This is a genomic window from Pseudomonas sp. IPO3778, assembly GCF_013386825.1.
GTDB lineage: Bacteria > Pseudomonadota > Gammaproteobacteria > Pseudomonadales > Pseudomonadaceae > Aquipseudomonas.
This window is the reverse complement of sequence record NZ_JACARC010000005.1, coordinates 1-22,017: the sequence shown is the minus strand read 5'-3', so window position 1 is coordinate 22,017 and position 22,017 is coordinate 1. Positions and strand designations below refer to the sequence as shown.

The following is a 22,017-nucleotide window of genomic DNA, read 5'->3' as shown; positions in this document are numbered from 1 at the left end:
CCCATGTTCGACCATCTCGTTATCTCGATAAACGATCACCACCGTAGCCTCGCGTTCTACACACAGGCCCTCGCCCCCCTCGGCATCGAGGTGGAAGATACCTGGAGCAACAGCTTTTCCATGATGATTCCCGGGCGACCGGCACAACTGGGTTTCAGCGCCGTGAACACGGATGTCACGCCGCAGCACATTGCCTTCTCGGCCAGCAGCGAAGACCAGGTGCGGCAGTTCCACGCCCAAGCGATAGCCGCAGGCGGCACCGACAACGGCGCCCCCGGCCTGCGGGAAAAATACGACAGCGGGTACTTCGCCGCCTTCGTGATCGACCCGGACGGGCACAATCTGGAAGCGGTGTATCACGTACCGGGCTGAGCCTGCTCACGCCGCCTGAACTGCCCCGGCGCCAGCCCGTGGGCTTTGCGAAAACACCGGGAAAAATACGCTTCATCGGTGAACCCGCAGCGATCGGCAATGGCGCCGATCAACTGCGAGCTATTGAGCAGCAAGGTGCGCGCCAGTTGCATGCGCCGGTCGAGCACCAGTTGGGAAAAGGGCTTGCCGGTTTCCTTGCGCAGCAGGTGGGTGAGGTAGTTGGGCGACAGGAAGGCGGCGGCCGCGGCATCGGTGAGGTTCAGCGAAGGCTCGTGCAGGTGCTCACGGACGTAGCCCTGCACCCGCGCCAGGGCGTCCTTGCGGCCACGTCGGGTGGCATTGTTGGCGGCGAAGGCCTGGAGCGGTTCGGCGTATTGCTGGCACACCAGCCCGATCAACTGGAACAGGTAACCCTTGAGCCGCTCCCGGGCGCCGAAGCTGCGGTGGGCGTCGAGGGCGCGCATGTGTTCCAGCCAGGTTTTGACTTCTTCGAATGCCGCGTCTTCCAGGATGAAATCCAGTTGTTCCTGGAAGCGAAACGGTGACAGCTCGGGGGCCTGGCCGATGGGAATGTCTTCCAGGTCCAGCGGGTCGCAGGTCAGCTGCGGCAGGAAAAACCCCTGGCTGAAATTGATCAGCATGAAGTCGCCGTCTTCGGGGTGGGGAATCACGTGCAGGCGATGGGGCAGGATAAAGGCCAGGGCCTTTTTCGGGAACGGGCGCACCGCACCGCCGATGTGCTGCACGGTGTCGCCGCCCAGGTTGATCTGGATCTGGAAGTATTCGTGGCGATGGGGACTGGTCAGCGCCGCCCTGCCCCGCTTGTCGCGGATGTAGAAGTCGGGGCGGTCGCTGCGTTGTTCCATGCCATACGTGGTGATGCGGGTGCCGGGCATACGTCGTTCTCGAAAGGCCTGGGCACCACTGTAGCGTTAACCCTGGCTGAGGGTGAAGCTCAGCTCGGCCAGACCGTCGATGCCGGCGGTCACCACATCCCCCGGTTGCAAGGTGCCGACGCCCGCCGGGGTGCCGGTAAAGATCAGGTCGCCCGCCTTCAGCGCCACGGATTTGGACGCATGGCTGATCACCTCGGCCACCGACCAGATCTGGTCCGCCAGGTCGCCCACCTGGCGTTGTTCGCCATTGACCTTGAGCCAGATGCGCCCAGTGCCCGGATGGCCGACGGCACTCACCGGCTGCAACGCCGTGCAGGGTGCCGATTCATCGAAGGCCTTGGCCCATTCCCACGGCCGCGAAGCCTTTTTCGCCTGAGCCTGAAGATCGCGACGGGTCAGGTCGATGCCCAGGCCGTAACCCCAGATATGGGCCAAGGCGTCTTCCGGGGCAATGTCCACCCCGCCCTTGCCGATGGCCACCACCAACTCGACTTCATGGTGCAGGTCGGCGGTCAGCGGCGGATAGGCGATCACGCCCTCGGCGGGCACCACGGCATCCGCCGGCTTCATGAAAAAGAACGGCGGCTCGCGGTCGGGGTCATGGCCCATTTCACGGGTATGTTCGCCGTAGTTGCGCCCCACACAGAACACCCGGCGCAGCGGGAAGCGAGCGTCGTCGCCGTGGATGGCGAGGGACGGGATTTCGTTGGGAGTGATGACGTAGCGGGTCATGGCAGGTGCCTCTTCGTTTACCTGGGGCCAGTATGCGCACTGGCCCCAGGGCGAAGTTGGACAGCCTTACGCAGATTTTGTACTGAGCGGTGCATCGATCACTTTGCCGACCGAACCCAACGCTGCTAGCCTCATCGCGCTTTCACACAACGATCCCGCAGAAAGGACTCTGATGAACATCATTCGCGCCGTCGCCCTCTTCGCCGCCTCATTGTTCTCGATGAACACATCGGCCAAGGCCCCGCTCCCGGGATTCCAGTTGCCCAAGGCAGATTCGGAGTACGACGAACAGGTATTGGCGGATATCAAGAAAATCGGCTGGCATCATGTACATGTGCGTGCCGAAGACGCGGAGCCGTCGTTTGCCTACTCGCTGGGGTTCTACGCAAATTTCGGCCAGCCGGAAATCATCGTATTCGGGCTGCCACCGCAGATTGCACAGCAGTTGCTGAACATCACCGCGATCCGCTTTGCCGGCGCGAAAGCCGCCTATGAAACCTACACGCCCTATGACGATATTGCCGAAGGCATGCGCATCGCGTTCATTCCTGTCGCCCGCCAGCACTACCGCGAATACCTCGGTTATGCCGGCTGGTTCTACGGTTCGGTCCAGGCGGATTTCCCCGCGCTGCAAATGGTCTGGCCGGACAAGCAAGGGCGCTTTCCGTGGGAGCCGACCTACGACCAGTCGTTCTCACGGCTCCAGCCGCTGCTGGACAAGTAGGGGTTACTTGCGCGCCAGCTTGTAGCGCACACAGTCCTGATAAAAACTCTGGCGAATCACCTCGGGCTTGACCCGCGAGCGGCTGTCATAGGTCTGCTCGGTGATGCCCATGGCCATCATGTGCATCCAGGACTTCTTGAACTGGTAGCTCTTCAGCTTCTGCCGTGCGGCATACAGCGAGACACCCGACAACTTCAATTCCTGCGCCCGGGCCGCCGTGCCGGCGCCCCAGCTGCACATGTATTTGTCGTTGTCCCGCAACTCCCGTGCCTGAACCGAAACCGCCCCACCCGCCAGGGAACAGGCAATCAGCATGATTCCAACCTTGCGCATTTGCATCCCGCCTAACCACCTGAAAATAAAAGTGATTTTGGCGAGGATTTTGTTACAAAGGGGCCACCAAATTGCCTTATCGATGACTTTTCCGGCAGGGAACCAGACCGAAATCTTCAGCCATAATTAAGGCATTTTGCCACTACCTGTTGCCGACCGGCCATCAGCTGACGATAATCGCGCCGCTCTCCCACACTCACGCAAGGAAACGCCGTGAAAAAGCTTCTACTGTTGACCCCATTGCTCGCGCTGCTGTTGCAAGGCTGCGGCGTCACCATGACGCAATACGAGCCGAACTTCGACAACGTCCAGATCCTCAAGCAAAAAGCGCCGCTGCAACCCGTCAGCAATGCCCAAGTCACGGCTGCGTCGGGCGAAGGCTCGCTGACGGTACGGGCCAATCCGATTCGCTCGCCAAGTGGCAGCATTCCGGCGCACATCCAGGCCGCGATCACTCAGGAACTGCAATTGGCAGGCCTGCTGAACCCGCAAGCGGAACGTCATCTGCAAGTGTTGGTGGTGAAGAATTCGCTGACGGCAGGCATGGGCTCCGGCAACGGCACGCTGGCCGCACGGTTTACGCTGCTCAAGGGGAGTGACGTGGTGTACGACGCGACCAAGGAAGTGAATCACACCTGGTCCAGTTCGTTCTTCGGGTTCATTGCGATCCCGAATGCTGCCAATGCCTACAACCCGATGGTGCGGGATTTGCTCAAGTCGCTGTACAGCGACCCGCTGTTTATCCAGGCGCTGAAGTAACGCCTGGGCTGCGAGGACCGGTCACCCTGCCCTCGCAGCGGTTTCAGCTTATTGCTTGCAACGTGTCACGCCCGTGGCACGCCGGCATCCAGTGCCGAGTACTTCAGGTTATTGCCGTCGACCATTTGCTTGAGCAGGGCATTGACCTGGCGGGTGAAGGTGTCGGTCACTGCGTCTTTTGGCGTGTTGGCCATCAGCGGGATAAACCAGATACCCATCCAGGTATTGATCGCGTCATGGTTGGTGCCGGTGCTGAGCGTCTGGCCTTGTGCGTCCACCGACTCCAGCTTCATGGTGTACTGATCAGTCCCCAGCGCCGGGATGATGGTGAAGGTAAAGCCGCTGATAAACGCCAGGGCCAGTTGGCCGCCACCCGGTGGATGGTTGTAGACCTTCAGGCGCAGGTTGTAATCGCCCGGTTGCTTCTGGAATTCGTCCAGGGTGACGCGACCAAACAGGCCCGAGTCGGTCAGGACTTTCTGCAATTGTGGCTTCAGCATTTCCCGTGCTTGTGGCACTTCGGCGGCCGAGGCATTTGTGGGCTCGCCCTGGTAGAACTTGAAGTCTACGTAGATGTTCGGTTTGTTGGCGTAGCTGGCCTTAGAGGGCAGCGTGACGGGGGCCACCTCGTCCTTCGTGAAACTGGCGCAGCCGCTCATCGACAACGTGATCAGGGCCAACCCCAGCATTTTTCCAATGTGCATTACGACTTCCTTAATGAGTGGAGCGTCTCCATGGCCGGAGTGCTGGGGCGGATGATAAAGAGTGAGCCGCAATGTTAAAAGGCCATCTCTGATAAATACCTGCTCATACCGGTATTAATTGGCCGAGACCAGCTTGAGGCCGATCACCCCTGCCAGGATCAGCACGATGCACAGCACCCGCAACGGCGCGGTGGAATCCCCCAGCAATGCCATGCCGAGGATCGCGGTGCCCGCTGCGCCGATTCCGGTCCAGACGGCGTAGGCGCTGCCCACTGGAAGTGTGCGCAGCGATACCGAAAGCAGGATCACGCTGGAAACGCCGGTCACCACGGTGAGCAATCCAGGGGTGAATCGGGTGAAGCCATCCGAGGCCTTCATCGCGAACGCGAAGGCGATTTCAAGAATGCCGGCCAAGCCGAGCAGTAGCCATGCCATGGGGTGAGCCCTCAGGAAATACAGTAGGTGTGTGGCGAGGAGCCCCGCCACACCGAATCCGCGTGGGCTATGCCTTGGCAGTCGCCGCTGGCGTGGTACGGAAGGTGATGCCCAGGCGGTTGAAGGCATTCATCAAGGCAATACCGTAAGTGAGGTCAGCCAGTTCCTTGTCGTTGAACTCGGCAGCCGCCGCCGCGTAGTCCGCGTCCGACACATCACTGGCGGTAACGGCTTCAGCAAACGCCAGCGCCACGCGCTCACGCTGGGTGAAGACAGCACCAGCGTCATGCCATACCGGCACCAGCACCAGCTTGTCCACGGCCAGGCCTTGCTTGAGCAAGTCCCGCGAGTGCATGTCGATGCAAAAGGCACAGCCGTTGACCTGGGACACCCGCAGGTAGACCAGGTCGATCAGTGCCTTGGACAGGCCACTGTTCTGCAGGTAGACGTAAACCCCGCCGAACGCTTTGTAACCTTCAGGGGAGGCATTGGAGTAGTCGAGACGCGTTGTCATGGTGAAATCCTGTCGCAGTGGGATGAAGCCGCCATCTTGCGGCGCCATGGCCTACCTCAAAAGAGCCATGATCTGGCTTGAACACCAGGCCATGAAGGCGCGGACATGGCCTACTCTGAATCTTGATTCTTGGCTCTTTGCCATGGGTCATGGGGTTCGTAGACTGAGGGCCATCCATCCAGGAAGCACCGCACCATGAATATTCTCCATGTCAGTGCCAGCCCTCGCGGGCCGGCGTCGGAAAGCAACGCGCTCTCCCACCAGATCATCGAATGCCTGCGCCAACGGCACCCGGCCGCCGAGGTGGTGCAGCGCCTGATCGCTGGAAATGCCCTGGCGCCGGTGGACGAGCCTTATGCAACGTCCCAGCAGTCGCCGGTGGACATCTCCCAAGAGGGCTCGATGGCCCAGTCCGAACGGCTGGTGCGGGAAGTGGAGCTGGCGGATATTGTGGTCATCGCCACCCCCATGCATAACTACTCGGTGCCGGCGGCCCTCAAGCTGTGGCTCGATCACATTGCGCGGGTGCGCCGCACCTTCGATATCTCGGCCCAGGGCAAGGTTGGCTTATTGCAGGACCGGCCCGTGTTCGTCGCCGTGGCCTCGGGCGGCCGATTTTCCGGGGAGCGTGCCCACCAGCCGGACTTCCTGACGCCGTACCTGAAAACCATCCTGGGCATGATCGGCCTGCACGACGTGACCTTCTTCACCGTCGAAGGCACCGCTTCACGCCCGGAAACCCTGGCCCAGACCCGCCGCCAGACCCACCAGGCGCTGCACGACTACTTCGCCATCTGAACAGGACTCGCCGCCGGATGAGCACTTCGATCAAGGCCTTTTCACCGCTGGACGCCGGCGCCCCGGAGCCGATCTACCGGCAACTTTACTGGCGGTTCCGCAGCGCAATTGCCGACGGTGTGCTCAAGCCGGGCGAACGCATTCCCGCGGCCCGGGCCCTGGCCAAGGAGCTGGGACTGGCCAGGGGCACCATCGACACGGCGTATTCGCTGTTGGCGGCCGAAGGCTATATCCAGGCCCGTGGCCAGGCCGGCACCGTGGTGGCGGAAGGAATCAAGGCCAGTCTGCCGGAGCGCCCCGCCGCCATCAGCGACCACAATGCCGTCCGGCACAAGGCTGCCGTGCTGCCGTTTCAGATGGGCCTGCCGGCACTGGATGCGTTCCCGCGCAAGATCTGGTCGAAAATCGCCGCACGCTGCGTGCGGGCCACTCAGGTCGCCGACATGGCCAACCCCTGCGTCTACGGGCTGCACTCGCTGCGCACGGCGATTGCCAGCTATTTACAGGTCGCCCGGGGCATCCATTGTTCGCCTGCGCAAATCTTCGTCACCTCGGGCTATCGCAATACGCTGGGCCTGATCGCCCATGCACTGCTGGAACCGGGCGACCGGGTGCTGGTGGAAGACCCGGGCTACCTGTTCACCCGACCGTTGCTGGATTACCTGAGTATCAACGCCATACCGGTACCGGTGGACCAGGACGGCATGCAGGTGTCCCAGGCCGTGCAACAGGGCAAAGGCGCCCGCGCCGTGGTGGTCACGCCGGCCCATCAAAGCCCGCTGTGTGTCTCGCTGTCGTTGCCCCGGCGCCTGGAACTGCTGGATTGGGCTCGCCGCCAGCAGGCCTGGATCATCGAAGACGACTACGACGGTGAATACCGTTACGTAAGCCGCCCGCTGCCGGCCCTCAAGAGCCTGGACCGTGACGGCCGGGTGCTCTACGCCGGGACGTTCAGCAAGGTGCTGTTTCCCGGTATCCGCCTCGCCTATCTGGTGGTGCCCGAGGCGCAAGTGGCGCGCTTCGAACACGTCAGCCAGACCTTCCTCGGCGGTTGCCCGGAGCTGACCCAGGCGATCGTTGCGACGTTCATGGCCGAAGGGCATTTTGCGCGGCATATCCAGCGCATGCGCAAACTCTACGGTGAGCGTCGGGAAGCCACGGCCAGGGGCTTGCGCAAGGCCTTGGGCGAGCAGATTTCGATTGATGCCCAACCGGGCGGGATGCACGTGATCCTGCGCCTGAACGCCCACCAGTCGGACCGCGTGTGCGTGGAACGCCTGGCGCAAGCCGGCATTTATGCCGAGGCCTTGAGCGACTGGAATATCCGAGGTCAGACCGGCCCCGGCCTGTTGCTGGGCTTTGCCAATATCGAGTCCGAGGCCGTCGCCGAAGCCCTTGGAAAACGCATCCTGGACGCACTCATGGCCTGACCCGCAAGGCGGTTCTTGGCTCTTTCGCCCGCCGGCTGGCGCCGGCATGCTGGACGGCTTGTGCTCACCCGCCTGGAGTCTCCATGCCCACGCCCCTACGCAGCCTTGCGGTTTTCTGCGGCACCAATTTCGGCTTCAACCCGCTGTATGTGGAAAGCGCCCAGGCCCTTGGCCGGGAAATCGCCCGGCGCGGTATTCGCCTGGTCTACGGCGGTACCCACAAAGGCTTGATGGGCGTGGTGGCGGATGCCGCGCTGGCTGAAGGGGGCGAAGTCGTCGGCATCATCACCCGGTTGCTCCATGAACGCGGCCATTCCCACGCCGGGCTCACCCGGCATGAAGTGACCCGGGACATGCGCAGCCGCAAGGCCCGCATGAGCGACTGCGCCGACGGTTTTATTGCCCTGCCCGGCGGCCTGGGAACACTGGAGGAGTTGTTTGAAGCGGCCACGCTGACCCAAGTGGGCGAGCACCACAAGGGTGTGGCGTGCCTGAATACCGCCGGGTTCTTCAACCCGGTGCGCAGCCTGCTGGATCACGCCGTGAAGGAAGGCTTCATGAAGGTCGAACACAGCCAGATGCTGATGTTCAATGAAGACCCCGGCGCCCTGATTGATGCCCTTGAGCAGTGGCAGGCACCGGTGGTTTCCAAACTGATCGAACCGATGGCGAACTAACTGTTTTTGGCCTTGGCGCTGCTGCTCCCGAATCCTTTCGCCAAGGCCTTTTTATTTACCACTGATACGTGGCACTCGCCTGCACGGTGCGCTGTGAGCCATACCAGCACCACGAGTAGGAATAGCAGGACGCGACGTACTCCTTATTCGCCAGGTTCGTGGCGTTTACCGCCAGGCGCAGGTTGTCGCCCTGGCGGTTGATGTGCGGAATGTCGTAGTGCACCGCCGCATCGAACAAGGTGTAGCCCGGCACTTTCAGGGTGTTGGCGGTATCGCCCCACGACGAACCGACATACCGCGCACCGGCGCCGACGCCGAAGCCTTTCAGGGTGCCGTCGTGCAGGGTGTAGTCCGCCCAGGCCGACGCGGTATGGCGCGGTACGGCGTAGGTGGTGGTGCCTTCGGCCGCGATGGCCGGGCCCACGCCGATGTCGCTGATGGGCGCATAACGCACGGTGTTGTTGGACTTGCTGATGCGGTTATCCAGGTAGGCATAGGCCGCGGTGATGTCCAGGTTGTCGTTCAGGCTGGCCTTGCCTTCCAGTTCGAAGCCACGGGACTGCACCTCACCGTCCTGCACCTGGCAGCGTGAGCCGTTGCACAGGTGGGAAGCGTCCGGGTCCAGCGTCGGCACGTTGGTCTGGCGCAGGTCGAAAATGGCTGCCGTGATGAAGCTGTTGCTGCCCGGCGGCTGGTACTTGATGCCGATTTCCGTCTGCTTGCCTTCGGTGGGCTGGAACGTGGAACCGCCGTAGCCCGTGCCGGATTGCGGCTGGAAGGATTCCGAATAGCTGACATACGGCGCCAGGCCGTTATCGAACAGGTAGACCAGGCCCAGGCGGCCGGTGAAGGCTTTGCTGTCCTGGGACGACTGGGTCTTTTTCTGGGTGGCCATGGCCAGGGTGCTGTTGTCGGTGGTAGCCCAGTCATAGCGCCCGCCCATCAACAGCACCCATCTGTCCCACTTCATCTGTTCCTGCAGGTACACGCCGGTTTGCTCACTGCGGGAGGTGGCATCGCTGGTGTAGGCCGGTACCGGCACGGCCGCACCGTAGACCGGGTCGAAAATATCCAGCGTAGGGCCTGCGGTGTACACGCCGTTGCCCGACTTGGTGTCGGTGCTGGTGTTCTGGTAATCGGCGCCCATCAGCACGGTGTGCTGCAACGGCCCAGTGTCGAATTTGGCCTGCACCTGGTTGTCGAGGGCGTAAGCGTCGATGTTCACGTCACTGGCAGTGGTCGAGCGCCGAATGGTGCGGTAGTCGCTTTCCAGGTAGTTGCTGTAGAGGCTGCGGTACTGCCCTTCGCTGCGCAGGTAGCGGGCGTTCTGGCGCACGGTCCACACATCGTTGAAGTGATGTTCGAAGGCGTAGCCGATGGAGTAATACTCGCGGTCGCTCTTCTCGAAGCTTTTTTCGCCGTCGTAGAAATCCACGTCGATCTTGCGCCCGGTCGGGCTGTGCAGCACCGAGCCCCAGGCCGGCATCGAGCCGTAGGACGCGCCCTTGGGGTCCTTCTGGAAATGCCCGAGCAAGGTCAGCGAGGTGTTGTCGTCCGGGCGCCAGGTGAAGGCCGTGGACAAGGATTGGCGGCGGGTTTCGGTGTGCTCGATCTGCCCGTCGGCATCGTCGAACAGGCCGGCGACGCGGTAGGAGTACACGCCTTGATCGTCCAGCGGGCCACTCAAGTCGAAGGTGGTGCGCTTCTTGTTGAAGGTGCCGTACTCGACGCCGACTTCATGGAACGGCGTGTCCAGCGGACGCTTGCTGACCATGTTGATCACACCGCTGGGGGTGCCCTGCCCGTACAGCACCGACGCCGGCCCGCGCAGCACTTCGACGCGCTCCAGGTCAAAAGCGTCTTTTTGCGGCAAGGCATCCCGGCTCGAGGGCATGCGCAGGCCGTCGAGGTAGGTCGCGGGGGCGAAGCCCCGGATGGTCAACTGGTCGAGACGGGAGGCGGTGGAGCCACGGGTTTCCGGGATCACGGCGGCGCTGTAGCGCAAAATCTGGTTGAGGCTTTCGGCGTTCTGCGCACGCATCTGGTCTTTGGTGACCACCGAGATCGACTGCGGGGTTTCGATCAACGCGGTGTCGGTCTTGGTGCCCGACAGGCTGCGGGTGGCCACGTAGCCAGCCACAGGGCCGGTGGGGCTTTCCGACTGATAGGCGCCGCTGATAGTGGTGGCCTGCAATTCCATGGCGCCATCGGTGTGGGGGATGACTTCAAGGCGGTAGCGGTTGTCGGCAATCTTCAGGGCTTGCAAGCCGCTGCCGGCCAGCAATTGGGCCAGGGCCGCATCGGTGCTGTATTGCCCGCTCAAGCCATTGCTGCGTTTGCCGCGGGTCAGGCTCGAATCGAAGGCCAGCACCAGGCCCGCCTGTTCGGCGAGGCTGTTGAGGGCCTGGCTCAAGTCGCCGGCGGGAATGGAGAACGCGGCACTTTCGGCCGCGTAGGACGCTTGGACGGTCAGCAGGGGTACGGCGGCAAACGCCATGGCCACTGAAAGGGCCAGTGGCGGTAAGGGACGAGCAAGGCGCGACATGAGAAGTCCTGGGAAATGGGGGTTCTATTAGTCATGACGGACATGTCGGAAAATCGGGTATGAATGAGAGCGGTTTTTATTCAGATTTTTCTACAGCGGCTTGATCATCACCACCAAATCGGTGAAGTACTCCACTTTGATCGGCAGGTTATCCGCCAATGACGCCAGCGCCGCGCCAGTGTCATCTAGCTTAAACACCCCCGACACGCGCATCCCTTGCAGTGCCTGCGGGTCAAAGCGCACCAGGCCATGGCGGTAGCCGGCGAGGGTTTGCAACACTTCGCTCAGGGGTTGGTCATCGACCTTGAGCAAGCCGCGAGTCCAGGCATCCGGGTCAGCGTTGCCGGTGGGTTGCGGGGCGCCGGCATGTCCGTCCTGGAGTGTGGACTGCTGCCCTGCCGGCACTTTCACGTCACCCGCGCTGTTGCCTTTGACGGCCACGGTGGACTCGATCACAGTGACCACGGTGGAGCCATCTTCGGCCTTGCGCACCAGGAACCGCGTGCCCAATGCCGTGGCGGTACCCTGGTTGGTGCGTACCACGAACGGCCGCTGCGCGTCCTTGGCCACCTCGACCCACATCTCGCCCTGCAACAGGTCGATCACCCGTTGGTGGCCGTCGAACTTCACGTCCAGTGCCGAATTGCTGTTGAGCTGCACCTGGCTGCCATCCGCCAGTGCCACTTGGCGCCGTTCACCGACGCTGGTGCGCTGGTCAGCCATCCACACGGGCATCCGCTCAAACCCGGCCCAGCCGCACAGCAACACACCCAACAGCGCGATAGCCTGGGTGCCACGGGCGGCGAACCTGGGTTTTTGCGGGGCGAATGCACGGTTGAGGGCGACGCGCGCCGGGGCAGCGGGCACGTCGTCGAGGCTGCCCCAGAGGCTGCGCATGCGCTCGATCGCGACGGCGTGCCGTGGGTCGGCCTGGCGCCAACGCTCGAAGGCTGCGCGGTCGGCCTCGGTCACGGGGTCGTCGTGCAACAGCGTCAGCCAGCGAGCGGCTTCACTGATGATCTGCTCGGAATTCACGACAGCGGGTCCGCCCCATGCAGGGTGTGATAGCAGTGCACCAGCGCGCTGGAGATGTAGTTCTTCACGGTGCTGGGTGACACCTGCAATTGTGCGGCGATTTCGCTGTAGGTCAGGCCGTCGAGCCGGCTGAGCAGGAAGGCTTCGCGGGCCTTGGCGGGCAAGCCGGTGAGCATCTCGGCGATGCGTTCCAGGGCCTGGAGCGCCACATGAATCGCCGCCGGGTCGGGCATGCCGGCGTCTTCACGCTGAATCGCCAGGGCTTCCATATAGGCCTTCTCGATCCGCCGCCGGCGCGCGCCATCAATCATCAAGCGCCCCGCCGTCGTCGCCAGAAAAGCCCGAGGTTCCTTGATGGTGTGGGGGTCGGCCAGCAGCAGGATGCGGATAAACGCGTCGTGGGCCAGGTCTGCCGCATGGTGCGAGCAGCCAAGTTTCTTGCGCAGCCAACCGTGCAGCCACGAATGGTGGTCACTGTAGAGGGCGGTGAGGGTCTGCTGGCGACGGGCTATATCACCCTCAGCGACAGGAAAGTCGTGCATGCGCAAAAATTTCTCAAACAAGAAAGATTACCAATTGCGCGAACGATGACAGTAAAACGAAGGGGGAGCAAGGGGGCTCGCCAATCGAAGCCGACGTGGGTGACCTGCAGTGAGCCGGACGCGGGTAGACAATAAGGGCTTGTTAAGCGATGGGTTAATACCTGACTTAATTAAAACGCCCCTTAGTCGACAGGCACGCTTGTGCCTGCCCACTTAAGGGGCCAATGATAACTAACAATAAAACTTAGCGCGCGGCGCTTACTTGCAGCCGATTCTCTGCGGCAGTTGCCCTTGTTTTGACTTAAGTGCCGTTTGCACCGCTTGCGGCAACTCACTCCAGAATGTCAGCCCGGAACGTTGTTCAATCTGTTCAACCGTGGCACGGTAGTCACAGAAGTTGGCGCCCTTGGGTGTTTCCTGATTCATGATGAAGGACGCATAAAGACCGTCTTGCGGCGACTTGCCCACAGACACAATCTTCCAGTAACCGCTGGGAATTGTGTGGACCTTATTAGTGCCCGGCAAGGTGCCGATGAATTTCTCATACAGCGGGCCGGTCATCACATACACCTCATCCACCGTCGCGTCCTGGCTCAGCTTGCGCTCCTGATCCTCCAGGTGTGCCCACGGCCCCTGGTTCAGATCGGACTTTTGCGGGGTAATGTTGGACAGGTAATTGAGGGTTTGCCAGTCGGCAACCCCGGCCATCGACGCGAGGTTTGCCTGGTGCCCGCGGTCGACCTTCAACGCCACGTTGGCGCCGTTATAGTCAACCGGGTCAAGGGTTTCACCCGCAGGAATGTCCGGATCCGTCTGCCAATTACGCGGGCGACCGCTGGCCGGTGTGGACTTGGTAATCCGGTAGGCGACCCAGTTGGCAAACTTGGTCGACGCGTTGTTATTGAGGGTGTAGGCCTGGCGATTCAACGTCAGCGGCCCGCCGCCGGAAGGGCAACCTTCAGAGCAGTTATCGACCGTGACGGCCTGCTCCACAGGCGCCTGAATGGCGCGCTCCGGCACCCGTGAAGGCGGGGTGCTGATACAGCCCGCCATCAGCGGCACCCACAACAACGCGACGTATTTGAACAGTGCTTTCCTTTGCATGGTCATACTCCATTTACAACAGATTAGTTAAGTTTGAATGGATAAAGCGGACGCAATTGACCTTGACAGGATGCCAGCCACTTCGTAATGAGATGACAACGCTATCAAGTTGATTGCTGACAGTTGGATAACTGTATTTGCGCGTACCGCGACATTCCATGTGCGTACCCGCTTAAGTGCCCACGCCAGTGGCGCAAGGAACTAACTGCTCATGAACATTTATCTTTCAGTTGAGCAGGCTTTATCTTATACACGCAATTGTTACAAAAAAACCAGCGTTAAAAGCAAAAAAACCGGCGCATGGACTGATGCTCCAAACTTGAAACACCCGCTCAGGAAAGCGACACTGCACGCCCTCGGAAAAGGCTCATCTTCATGACTCCATCCACCTCGACCGTCTCTGCGCGGGAGGCTTACCAGTTGCTCAAGGACATCGCCCTTGGCACCCGTACCGTGGAGGTTGCAGCGTCCCCGATCGAGATCGATGGGAAGCTGTTTCGCGTGGAGGGTTGGCAGATCACGCTGCTGGCGCACGATGGCGTACTTCGCGGCTGCCTCTCCTGCGAAGCCCCTGACGGCAGGACCGGCAGCCCCGAGAACTGGCAGCGTTTCGGTACCGATCCGGTCGCCTTGCTCAGTGCATGGGAGCAGGCCCGACTTGAGGGCTTAATTGAGCACCCAGGTCACGAGCCTCGTGCAACACCCGAACAATAGTGACGAGCTCATCGGAACACTCAAAGAAAATCACATAGCGTCCGTAGCCGCTGGAACGCAGGTTCTCACCCAGCTCCTTTCGGCTGCGATAGGCCAATGGCGTCGACGCGATTATCCGAAATTGTTGTCTCAACTCGCCAATAAAACTGAGGGCTCGTCGAGCATTGTCCTGCGCAATGTAAAAACCGATATCTTCGATATCCTGAACAGCACTCGGCGTGATCAGTAGCCTCATGCGTACTAACCCCTGGTTTTGACCAAATCGCGGAATTTAGCTTCAAGTTCGTCGAATACCTCGTCCGCCAAACGCGGCTTTCCGCTGGCAAGCCCCTCTGCCAAAGCCGCTTTTAACTCAAGCTGCCTGGCCGCGAACTGTTGCTGCTGTTCCTCCAACAAGCGCAACCCTGCGCGAATGACTTCACTCACATTATTAAAACGACCCGAAGCCAGTTGCTGCTGGATAAAATCCTCAAAGTGAGGGCTCAAAGCGACGCTGGTAGCCATGGTTACTCTCCTTACAACTGGGATTGGATACTAATAGATAGTAGTTTTGAGCCATTTCAATCGCAAGCCGTGGATAGCAAAACCGGACGAGCCACCTGCCCGACGCAGGGATTGTGCCTCAGCGCCAGCTCCAGGAAACCCCGGTGTACACCCCCATGCCATCCCCCGGCGTCGACCGCGCCACATCCATGCCTTTGTCGTCATAACCCGGCGTGACCGTATTCGCGTAGCGCTGGTTGGTCAGGTTGCGCAGGTCGACCCACGCTTGCCAGTCGTGCTTCGGCGCGTCATACCCGAGCGTCGCGCCGAGTAGCGTATAGGCCGCTGCGTAGTAGGAGTTGGCGTAGTCCACCGCCACCCGCGATGAATGCTCGCCGTTGAGGCTGGTGTAGAAACCGCTCGGGTGGCTGTAGCGCAGTTGCGCCTGGTAGTAGTGCTTGGGAACGCCGGGCAAGGTGTTGTCGCCGAAGCGGTCGTCGTTGCGGTAACGGAAGTCACTGTAGGTATAGGCCTGGCGCAGGGCGAGCTGGCCAGTGCGGCCGCCGTCCCACAGCGGGCTGATCAGGCTCAGTTCCAGGCCTTGGTGCACGGTGGGGCTGGCGTTGGATTCGGCGATGATGGCGGACGTGGTAGACGTCGCGGCCTGGGTTTCGACGCTGAGCAGTTCGTGGCGTACCTCGGAACGGTACAGCGCCAGATCCCACTGGCCGAACCACTCTTCACCGCGCCCGCCGACTTCCAGGGTGGTGGCGGTCTGGTTTTTCAGTTTCACGCCTTCACGTTGCAGGCCGGTCGCCGGGCCGCTGCCCTTGGGGAAATACAGGTTGGAACCCCAGATCATCGACCACGCATGGGGCGGCTCAACCGAGCGGCTCAGGTTGCCGTACACCTGCAGCTGCGGGCTGAAGTCATAGCGCAGGCCCACCCGTGGTGCGTAGTCCCAATCGTGCTGGCTGACGGGTGTGTGGGTCTCTGGATAGCTGACTTCGGTTTCGCGGCGGGTGTAGATCGCCGCCAGCCCGGTGGTCAGCCAAAGGTCCGGCATCAGCTCCAGGTCATTGCCGATATGCAGCACGCTGTCGGAACCCAGGTAGCTGTAGTCGCGGGTCTTGGTGCCGGGCGCGTAGCCCGCCGTATTGCCGGTGGGAATCCGCACGAACTCCGAGCCGCCGTTATTCGGCATCGCCTGGGTGGTGCGCAGGCCGAGGGTGGTCTTGCTGTCGCGCCCGAACAACGTGTCCTGGCGGATGTAATTCACAGTGCCACTGACGTCGGTGTACGCGACCTTGAGGCGGTTGGTGCCCTCGCGCAAGTCCATCGGGTAGTCGTGATACGCCAGCCCGACTTCGACCCTGGCGTTGTCGTCCAGGTGCAAGGTGGTCTTGTTGGCGATCCAGGTGGAGCCCGGTTGCGTGCGTTTCGAGTCCCGCGTCACGTTGAGACTGGCAGCGGCGCGTGGGTCATGGCTGATCTGCTCGCGGGTCAGCTTGCCGGGGGAATCGTTGTCGGTTTCGCGGTAGCGGAAGTAGAAGCGGGTTTCCAGGTCCGGATTGAAGCGGTAGCCGAAGTTGGCCGCCATGCCCTTGCCGCTGCCGGCGCTGTGGTGCTGGAAGCCGTCGTAGTGGGAGTCGGTGAGGCTGATGTAGTAGTCGGCATCCCCCAGCACCTGCCCCGAACTGATTTCCCGCTGGCCGTAGCCATGGCTGCCGGCTTCGTAGCGCACTTGCAACGTGGGGGCGTCGTAGCCGGTGTGGGTCACGTAGTTGACCGCCCCGCCCAAGGCCAACGCGCCCCGGTCAAAACCGTTGGCGCCGCGCAGCACTTCAACCCGGCTGAGCCACAACGGGTCCTTGAGTTCGTAGGGCGTGCCACCCGGGCCGGTCAGTGGCAGGCCGTCAAAGGTTTCGTACAGGCCGGATGCATGGGCGCCGGGGCCACGGTTGATGCCCGAACCACGGATCGAAAGCTTCACCCCTTCGTTGTTGGCCGCCTTGGCGTATACACCGGCCTGGTATTTGAAGACGTCTTCGTTGGTGCTCACCCGCCCCTGGTCGACGCTGCCCATGTCGATGTAGTTGGTAGCGCCGGGCACGCTCTTGAGTTGGGCCTGGGCCAGTTCGTCGGCGCTGAGTTCGGCGCTGCTGACTTCAACGGGGGCCAGTTGCAGGGTGTCATCGGCTTGAGTGGCCTGGCTGAAACTCAGGGCGGCGCCAAAGCCCAGCAAGGGCCAGGCTTTTCGGGCGGGGAACAGAAACGCGGGGGGCATGAGGGGTAAATCCTTGGAATTCGGTGTTGCGACGGGCTGGGTCCGGCACAAGGTCTGTGGTGGGATGCCTGCGGGGCACGGCGGGTCACCACTGATGAACGGACAGACGCCCATCAACGTTAAGTCCACATCGAGTGAACAAAAACACGCTCAGTATTGATGGCAATCAGTGGTACGGGTCACGGGTGAGTGCCGATGGCAGATTCGAGATCGTGGCCGTCCCACTGATCACCCCCTCGTAAGCCATCGATTGGATGGGCGGACGGCGTCTGTCTGATAACCAAAGATCAAGTTTATGCCTGGACTGACCGGCCGTTGTAGTCCGCCAAAAACTCATCCGAGGCGACATGGTCCGCCATGCCCCGCAGCTGCGCCGCCGACTCATGCCCCAGCACTTCCTCCACCCGGTTATTGGCGCTCGCCCAGTACACCAGCGCCTCGCTGAACAGCGCCTCGCCCTTGGGCGTGAGCACGCAGCGCTTGGTGCGCTTGTCCGACGCATCCGGGCGCAGTTCGACAATCCCGTCGCGCACCAGCGGCTTCATGGCGTGGGTCAGGGCCGACATCAGGATCGCCAGGCGCCCGGCCAGCTCCTGCAACGTCGGCCCTCCCTGCTCGTCATCCGCTGCCAACCGGGTGATTTCACCCAGCAGGCCAACTTGTGTGGCCTTCAGGCCAATCGGTGCCAGCGCCTCGTCATACAGTTGCCCCAGCCGCCTGGCGGCACGGCGCAACGCGTTGTTGGTGCACGCCACGTCGCCCAGCAGACCCAAAAGGTCGGCGCGTGCGTTATCGGTGTTGATCTTCTCTGTTGGCATTTTCAGTTCCTCCATGCCGCTAGAATGATTGAGTACTAAACCATTGACAAGGACAAATCCCGAGCTTATAACTTGAGCCCTCAACAATATTGGTTGAGTACTCATCTATTGGAGCCGTTCATGTCGACCCCCGCTTCCACAAAAATTGCCCTCATCACAGGCGCGTCCTCCGGTATTGGTGCGGTGTATGCCGACCGATTGGCGGCTCGCGGCTACGATTTGATCCTGGTGGCCCGTCGTGAAGACCGCCTGAAAGCCCTGGCGGCGAAGATCACCCAGGCCCATGGGCGCCAGGTCCAGACCCTTGGCGCCGACCTGGTCAACCCTGCGGACCTGGCCCGCGTAGAAAGCCTGCTCGCCAGCAACCCGGCGATCCAGGTGCTGGTAAATAACGCCGGCCTGGCCCGCCTGCACCCGCTGGCACAGTCCTCGGTCGAGGACTCCATGACCCAGATCGCCCTGAACATCACCGCCCTCACCCGCCTGACCCACGCGGTGTTGCCCGGTATGCTGGTGCGTAATGAAGGTGTGATCATCAACGTGGCGTCGGTATTGGGCGTGCACTCGCTGCCGGTCAGTTCCGTATACAGCGGCACCAAGAGCTATGTCCTGGCGTTCAGCCGTGGCTTGCAGGCAGAGCTGGCAGAAACCGCGGTGAAGGTGCAGATCGTGTTGCCGGCGTCCACCGCTACCGAGATTTGGGACGAGTCGGGCATTCCGCTTTCCGCACTGCAAAAAGAGTCGGTCATGACCACTGAAAATCTGGTGGACGCGGCATTGGCCGGGCTTGACCAGGGCGAGTCGATCACCTGGCCTTCGGTAGCCGATGGCGGGTTGTGGGATACCTACGATGCCGCGCGCGGCGCGTTGTTTGCGGCCACGCAGACGGGTAAACCGGCACCTCGGTACGGGATTGTCTGAGGCACCCGTTGGTCTTATTGAATACCGATGGAAATGCGCCGCACAGTCTGCTCCTCACGGGGCAGGCTGATGTCGGTTTCGTACGTACACTCGGGGCCGGTGCAGCTGTTTTCCACGGTCACCGGCGCCAGGCTTTTGACCGGGAAGCGCGGCTTGGGCTCAGCCTGCGGGATGAGGGGTACGGCGCTGAGGATGGGCGCTTCGTAAGTCAGGTCCAGGTTGGACGCGTGGGCCTGGGTGGCCAGAACGGCGAGCAGTGCGCTCGCCATGACAGTCCTTGTAAACACCATCGAACTCTTTCCGGGCAGCAAAAAATGAAGGGCCGATGATAAACCCTTGAGCCAACGGATTGAAGTCAGAGCGTCTGGACGGCGGGTTCCAGCACCAAGACGTTGGCGGGGCCGGCACGGAATGTCGGGTTGTGCTTCGCGGCTTCCAGCATGTGGGGCGCAGCGTGGTGATCCTTGAGCGCCGCCTTTGACGCCCACGTCTCGATCAACACAAAGCTGTCGCGGTTGCCTTCCACCGGATGCAGGTCGTACTGGATGCAACCCGTTTCGGCCCGCACCTGCGGAGCGAGCCTGGCAAACGCGGCCAACTGGTCCGCACCCCGCCCAGGCTGGGTATTGATGATGACGACAAGCCGCACTTCATCGGACATAAACAGCACCGTTATCAATAAGGAAAGTGAGGGGCCACAGTAAGGGATGCCATGCTCTGGCGCTACGAAAAATCTATCAGTAAGCTACTTTCACTGAATGGATTGAGTCAGCCCTCAAGCCCTCCCCTTTTCTGCACCCGGCGATAACCACGTGATCGAAGTAACCGAAGTTTCCATTGCCCAGCTGCGCGCGGCACTCGAGTCCGGCCAGACCACCGCGGTTGAACTGGTAGAGGCCTACCTCGCCCGGATCGACGCCTACGATGCCCCCCACACCGCCACCGCTCTGAACGCTGTGGTGGTGCGCAACCCGCAAGCGCTTGAGGAGGCCCGGGCCTCCGATACACGCCGCGCCAACGGCAAAACCCTGGGACCGCTCGACGGCATTCCCTATACGGCCAAGGACAGCTACCTGGTCAAGGGCCTCACCGCTGCTTCCGGCAGCCCGGCGTTCGCGAACCTGACGGCCTACCGCGATGCCTTCACCATCGAGCGGCTGCGCGCCACCGGCGCCATTTGCCTGGGCAAGACCAACATGCCGCCCATGGCCAACGGCGGCATGCAGCGCGGTGTGTATGGCCGGGCCGAGAGCCCGTACAACGCCAACTACCTCACCGCCCCCTTCGCCTCTGGTTCCTCCAACGGCGCCGGTACCGCCACTGCGGCCAGCTTCGCGGCCTTTGGCCTGGCGGAAGAAACCTGGTCCAGCGGGCGCGGCCCGGCGTCCAACAATGGCCTGTGTGCGTACACCCCGTCCCGTGGCGTGATCTCGGTGCGCGGCAACTGGCCGCTGACCCCGACCATGGATGTGGTCGTGCCCTATGCGCGCACCATGGCCGACCTGCTTGAAGTGCTCGACGTGGTAGTGGCCGAAGACCCCGACACACGCGGCGACCTGTGGCGGATGCAGCCCTGGGTGCCGATCCCCGGCGTGGCCTCGGTACGCCCTGCATCTTATGGAGCCCTGGCCGCGACCGGCGAGGCACTCGCCGGCAAACGCTTCGGCGTGCCGCGCATGTACATCAACGCCGACCCGGAAGCCGGCACCAGCGACGAGCCGGGAATCGGCGGCCCCACCGGCCAGCGCATCAACACCCGCGCCTCGGTGATTGACCTCTGGGAAGCGGCGCGCAACGCCCTCGAAGCGGCGGGCGCAGAAGTGGTCGACGTGGATTTCCCGTTGGTCTCCAATTGCGAAGGCGACCGCCCGGGCGCGCCGAAAGTGTTTACCCGTGGCCTGGTCTCCAAGGAATTCCTCCACGATGAATTGTGGGAACTCTCGGCCTGGGCGTTCGATGATTTTCTGCGGGCCAACAACGACCCCACGCTGAACCGCCTGGCCGATGTCGACGGGCCGAAGATCTTCCCCCACGACCCCGGCACCCTGCCCAACCGCGAAGACGACCTGGCCGCTGGCATGGACGAGTACGTGCGCATGGCCGAGCGCGGTATCACGCCGTGGGACCGGATCAGCACCGTGCCCGACGGCCTGCGCGGCCTCGAACAGACACGGCGCATCGACCTTGAAGACTGGATGGACACGCTGGGGCTGGACGCGGTGATCTTTCCGACCGTCGCCGATGTGGGCCCGGCGGATGCGGACGTGAACCTGGCGTCGGCGGATATCGCCTGGAGCAACGGCGTATGGGTGGCCAACGGCAACCTCGCCATTCGGCACCTGGGCGTACCGACGGTGACGGTACCGATGGGCATCATGGCGGACATCGGCATGCCGGTGGGGCTGACCTTTGCTGGCCGGGCGTATGACGATTCGGCGCTGCTGCGATTGGCGTCGGCGTATGAGTCGACCGGGAGCAAGCGCCGGGTACCGCCGCGCACGCCGGGGTTGGTGGTGAGCATGCCGTAAACAAAAAGGGATTGGAACGGTTCAGGTTCCAATCCCTTTCCTTGCATCATCATCGCCGAGTTGGCGCATCAACCGATCCGCTTCCGACCCGGGTTCAAAGCGAAAGCCGCGCATCTCATCGAGGAGCAGGCAGTCGCTGATTGCCTCCCAAAGCTGCTCTTGGCTCGGCTTGTTGCGCAGGAGGATGTACGAGAGCAGAAGCCGCTCGATGGGAACGCCCCGATCACAGGCGGTTTCAATGATTGCCAGCAGGATAAAGCGCAGTCGAACTTCCCGCTCCGTGGGCCAAACCGTTTTTCGCTTACCCAATGCCGGGCCTCAGTGTCAGGAAAAGCGTGAGGCTATGGCCGAGGGGGGTGTTGTTTCAAGTGTTGCATCGGGAGAAAGCCCTGCTCCTACAGTAAACAGGGAAAGGACTTACAAAACTTCACGGACACGGGGTCACCCTATGGAACAGGGCCCAAAACCCCTCGCGCTTGCCGCCTTGTTGCTGTTCATTTTGCTCGCCGGCCTTTTGCGATCTCTCCGGGTCCGTCGATGGAAGCGAAACGTAAGCGCCGATTTTTTTGTACCTTCCTCAGGCGTGCTTTCAACTTGGTTCTTCCGTAGGCGAAGGGGGTTCGTTGTTGGCGTTTGGAGGTGGAGCGAGTACATATCCGTTTCTTC

General features: G+C 61.9%; 27 protein-coding genes. 10 read left to right on the top strand and 17 right to left on the bottom strand.

Annotated elements, in window-relative coordinates; translation table 11 throughout:
* Positions 1-3: 3 nt before the first annotated feature.
* Positions 4-372: a VOC family protein gene (locus tag HX855_RS00890; RefSeq protein ID WP_177089670.1), complete on the top strand. Its 369-nt coding sequence runs from the start codon at positions 4-6 to the stop codon at positions 370-372.
* Here the strand turns inward: HX855_RS00890 and HX855_RS00885 are convergent.
* Complete coding sequence (locus tag HX855_RS00885; protein ID WP_177089671.1) at positions 357-1,268, bottom strand: AraC family transcriptional regulator; 912 nt, start codon at positions 1,266-1,268, stop codon at positions 357-359. The two genes, HX855_RS00890 and HX855_RS00885, sit on opposite strands and share 16 nt — an antisense overlap.
* Positions 1,269-1,304: 36 nt before the next feature.
* Entirely contained in the window at positions 1,305-2,000 is a 696-nt protein-coding gene (locus tag HX855_RS00880; RefSeq protein WP_177089672.1) for a fumarylacetoacetate hydrolase family protein, read from the bottom strand.
* 172 nt (positions 2,001-2,172) lie between these two features.
* Between HX855_RS00880 and HX855_RS00875 the strand changes: the two genes are divergently transcribed.
* The gene (locus HX855_RS00875) at positions 2,173-2,724 is read left to right on the top strand and encodes a DUF4262 domain-containing protein (protein WP_177089673.1); all 552 of its coding nucleotides are present in this window, start codon (positions 2,173-2,175) and stop codon (positions 2,722-2,724) included.
* A 3-nt stretch (positions 2,725-2,727) separates the two neighbouring features.
* Here HX855_RS00875 and HX855_RS00870 read toward each other — a convergent pair whose 3' ends face one another.
* Positions 2,728-3,057: a hypothetical protein gene (locus tag HX855_RS00870; RefSeq protein ID WP_177089674.1), complete on the bottom strand. Its 330-nt coding sequence runs from the start codon at positions 3,055-3,057 to the stop codon at positions 2,728-2,730.
* Between the two features lie 213 nt (positions 3,058-3,270).
* Between HX855_RS00870 and HX855_RS00865 the strand changes: the two genes are divergently transcribed.
* Complete coding sequence (locus tag HX855_RS00865) at positions 3,271-3,816, top strand: hypothetical protein (protein ID WP_177089675.1); 546 nt, start codon at positions 3,271-3,273, stop codon at positions 3,814-3,816.
* 65 nt (positions 3,817-3,881) lie between these two features.
* Here HX855_RS00865 and HX855_RS00860 read toward each other — a convergent pair whose 3' ends face one another.
* The 3 genes from HX855_RS00860 to HX855_RS00850 form a co-directional block, all read right to left on the bottom strand.
* On the bottom strand, positions 3,882-4,520 hold the full coding sequence (locus tag HX855_RS00860) for a hypothetical protein (RefSeq protein WP_177089676.1): 639 nt from the start codon (positions 4,518-4,520) through the stop codon (positions 3,882-3,884).
* 114 nt (positions 4,521-4,634) lie between these two features.
* Positions 4,635-4,955 carry a multidrug efflux SMR transporter gene (locus HX855_RS00855; protein WP_177089677.1) on the bottom strand — a complete coding sequence of 107 codons (321 nt, stop codon included), beginning with the start codon at positions 4,953-4,955 and terminating at the stop codon, positions 4,635-4,637.
* 67 nt (positions 4,956-5,022) lie between these two features.
* On the bottom strand, positions 5,023-5,469 hold the full coding sequence (locus HX855_RS00850; protein WP_177089678.1) for a carboxymuconolactone decarboxylase family protein: 447 nt from the start codon (positions 5,467-5,469) through the stop codon (positions 5,023-5,025).
* Between the two features lie 195 nt (positions 5,470-5,664).
* On the opposite strand from HX855_RS00850, the gene HX855_RS00845 reads away from it, so the two are divergent.
* The 3 genes from HX855_RS00845 (at position 5,665) to HX855_RS00835 (ending at position 8,374) form a co-directional block, all read left to right on the top strand.
* Positions 5,665-6,267, top strand: a complete 603-nt coding sequence (locus tag HX855_RS00845) for an FMN-dependent NADH-azoreductase (RefSeq protein ID WP_177089679.1) — start codon at positions 5,665-5,667, stop codon at positions 6,265-6,267.
* 17 nt (positions 6,268-6,284) lie between these two features.
* Entirely contained in the window at positions 6,285-7,697 is a 1,413-nt protein-coding gene (locus HX855_RS00840; protein ID WP_177089680.1) for a PLP-dependent aminotransferase family protein, read from the top strand.
* An 83-nt stretch (positions 7,698-7,780) separates the two neighbouring features.
* On the top strand, positions 7,781-8,374 hold the full coding sequence (locus HX855_RS00835) for a TIGR00730 family Rossman fold protein (protein WP_177089681.1): 594 nt from the start codon (positions 7,781-7,783) through the stop codon (positions 8,372-8,374).
* A 55-nt stretch (positions 8,375-8,429) separates the two neighbouring features.
* On the opposite strand, the gene HX855_RS00830 is transcribed toward HX855_RS00835, so the two are convergent.
* From HX855_RS00830 to HX855_RS00815, 4 genes are all read right to left on the bottom strand, one after another.
* The gene (locus HX855_RS00830) at positions 8,430-10,919 is read right to left on the bottom strand and encodes a TonB-dependent siderophore receptor (RefSeq protein ID WP_177089682.1); all 2,490 of its coding nucleotides are present in this window, start codon (positions 10,917-10,919) and stop codon (positions 8,430-8,432) included.
* A gap of 90 nt (positions 10,920-11,009) precedes the next feature.
* Positions 11,010-11,954 carry a FecR family protein gene (locus HX855_RS00825; protein WP_177089683.1) on the bottom strand — a complete coding sequence of 315 codons (945 nt, stop codon included), beginning with the start codon at positions 11,952-11,954 and terminating at the stop codon, positions 11,010-11,012.
* A complete protein-coding gene (locus HX855_RS00820) occupies positions 11,951-12,496 on the bottom strand; it encodes a sigma-70 family RNA polymerase sigma factor (RefSeq protein ID WP_177089684.1) in 546 nt (181 codons plus the stop codon). The genes HX855_RS00825 and HX855_RS00820 overlap by 4 nt, the downstream gene beginning before the upstream one ends.
* Before the next feature lie 258 nt (positions 12,497-12,754).
* Positions 12,755-13,600, bottom strand: a complete 846-nt coding sequence (locus HX855_RS00815; RefSeq protein WP_177089685.1) for a DNA/RNA non-specific endonuclease — start codon at positions 13,598-13,600, stop codon at positions 12,755-12,757.
* A 211-nt stretch (positions 13,601-13,811) separates the two neighbouring features.
* On the opposite strand from HX855_RS00815, the gene HX855_RS00810 reads away from it, so the two are divergent.
* The gene (locus tag HX855_RS00810) at positions 13,812-13,979 is read left to right on the top strand and encodes a hypothetical protein (RefSeq protein ID WP_177089686.1); all 168 of its coding nucleotides are present in this window, start codon (positions 13,812-13,814) and stop codon (positions 13,977-13,979) included.
* Entirely contained in the window at positions 13,976-14,314 is a 339-nt protein-coding gene (locus tag HX855_RS00805; protein ID WP_177089687.1) for a hypothetical protein, read from the top strand. The genes HX855_RS00810 and HX855_RS00805 overlap by 4 nt, the downstream gene beginning before the upstream one ends.
* On the opposite strand, the gene HX855_RS33735 is transcribed toward HX855_RS00805, so the two are convergent.
* The 4 genes from HX855_RS33735 to HX855_RS00785 form a co-directional block, all read right to left on the bottom strand.
* Positions 14,235-14,549: a type II toxin-antitoxin system RelE/ParE family toxin gene (locus HX855_RS33735; protein ID WP_177089688.1), complete on the bottom strand. Its 315-nt coding sequence runs from the start codon at positions 14,547-14,549 to the stop codon at positions 14,235-14,237. The two genes, HX855_RS00805 and HX855_RS33735, sit on opposite strands and share 80 nt — an antisense overlap.
* A gap of 5 nt (positions 14,550-14,554) precedes the next feature.
* Positions 14,555-14,818, bottom strand: coding sequence for a type II toxin-antitoxin system ParD family antitoxin (locus tag HX855_RS00795; RefSeq protein WP_177089689.1), 264 nt, complete (start codon positions 14,816-14,818; stop codon positions 14,555-14,557).
* 118 nt (positions 14,819-14,936) lie between these two features.
* Positions 14,937-17,084, bottom strand: coding sequence for a TonB-dependent receptor domain-containing protein (locus tag HX855_RS00790; protein ID WP_177089690.1), 2,148 nt, complete (start codon positions 17,082-17,084; stop codon positions 14,937-14,939).
* 293 nt (positions 17,085-17,377) lie between these two features.
* Positions 17,378-17,902, bottom strand: coding sequence for a MarR family winged helix-turn-helix transcriptional regulator (locus HX855_RS00785; protein ID WP_177089691.1), 525 nt, complete (start codon positions 17,900-17,902; stop codon positions 17,378-17,380).
* Positions 17,903-18,022: 120 nt separating this feature from the next.
* Between HX855_RS00785 and HX855_RS00780 the strand changes: the two genes are divergently transcribed.
* A complete protein-coding gene (locus HX855_RS00780; RefSeq protein ID WP_177089692.1) occupies positions 18,023-18,823 on the top strand; it encodes an SDR family oxidoreductase in 801 nt (266 codons plus the stop codon).
* A 14-nt stretch (positions 18,824-18,837) separates the two neighbouring features.
* Here HX855_RS00780 and HX855_RS00775 read toward each other — a convergent pair whose 3' ends face one another.
* A complete protein-coding gene (locus tag HX855_RS00775) occupies positions 18,838-19,092 on the bottom strand; it encodes a hypothetical protein (RefSeq protein ID WP_177089693.1) in 255 nt (84 codons plus the stop codon).
* 86 nt (positions 19,093-19,178) lie between these two features.
* Positions 19,179-19,484, bottom strand: a complete 306-nt coding sequence (locus HX855_RS00770; RefSeq protein ID WP_177089694.1) for a putative quinol monooxygenase — start codon at positions 19,482-19,484, stop codon at positions 19,179-19,181.
* Between the two features lie 151 nt (positions 19,485-19,635).
* Between HX855_RS00770 and HX855_RS00765 the strand changes: the two genes are divergently transcribed.
* The gene (locus HX855_RS00765; RefSeq protein ID WP_177089695.1) at positions 19,636-21,351 is read left to right on the top strand and encodes an amidase; all 1,716 of its coding nucleotides are present in this window, start codon (positions 19,636-19,638) and stop codon (positions 21,349-21,351) included.
* Positions 21,352-21,372: 21 nt separating this feature from the next.
* On the opposite strand, the gene HX855_RS00760 is transcribed toward HX855_RS00765, so the two are convergent.
* Entirely contained in the window at positions 21,373-21,660 is a 288-nt protein-coding gene (locus HX855_RS00760; protein WP_177089696.1) for a hypothetical protein, read from the bottom strand.
* Between the last annotated feature and the right edge of the window lie 357 nt (positions 21,661-22,017).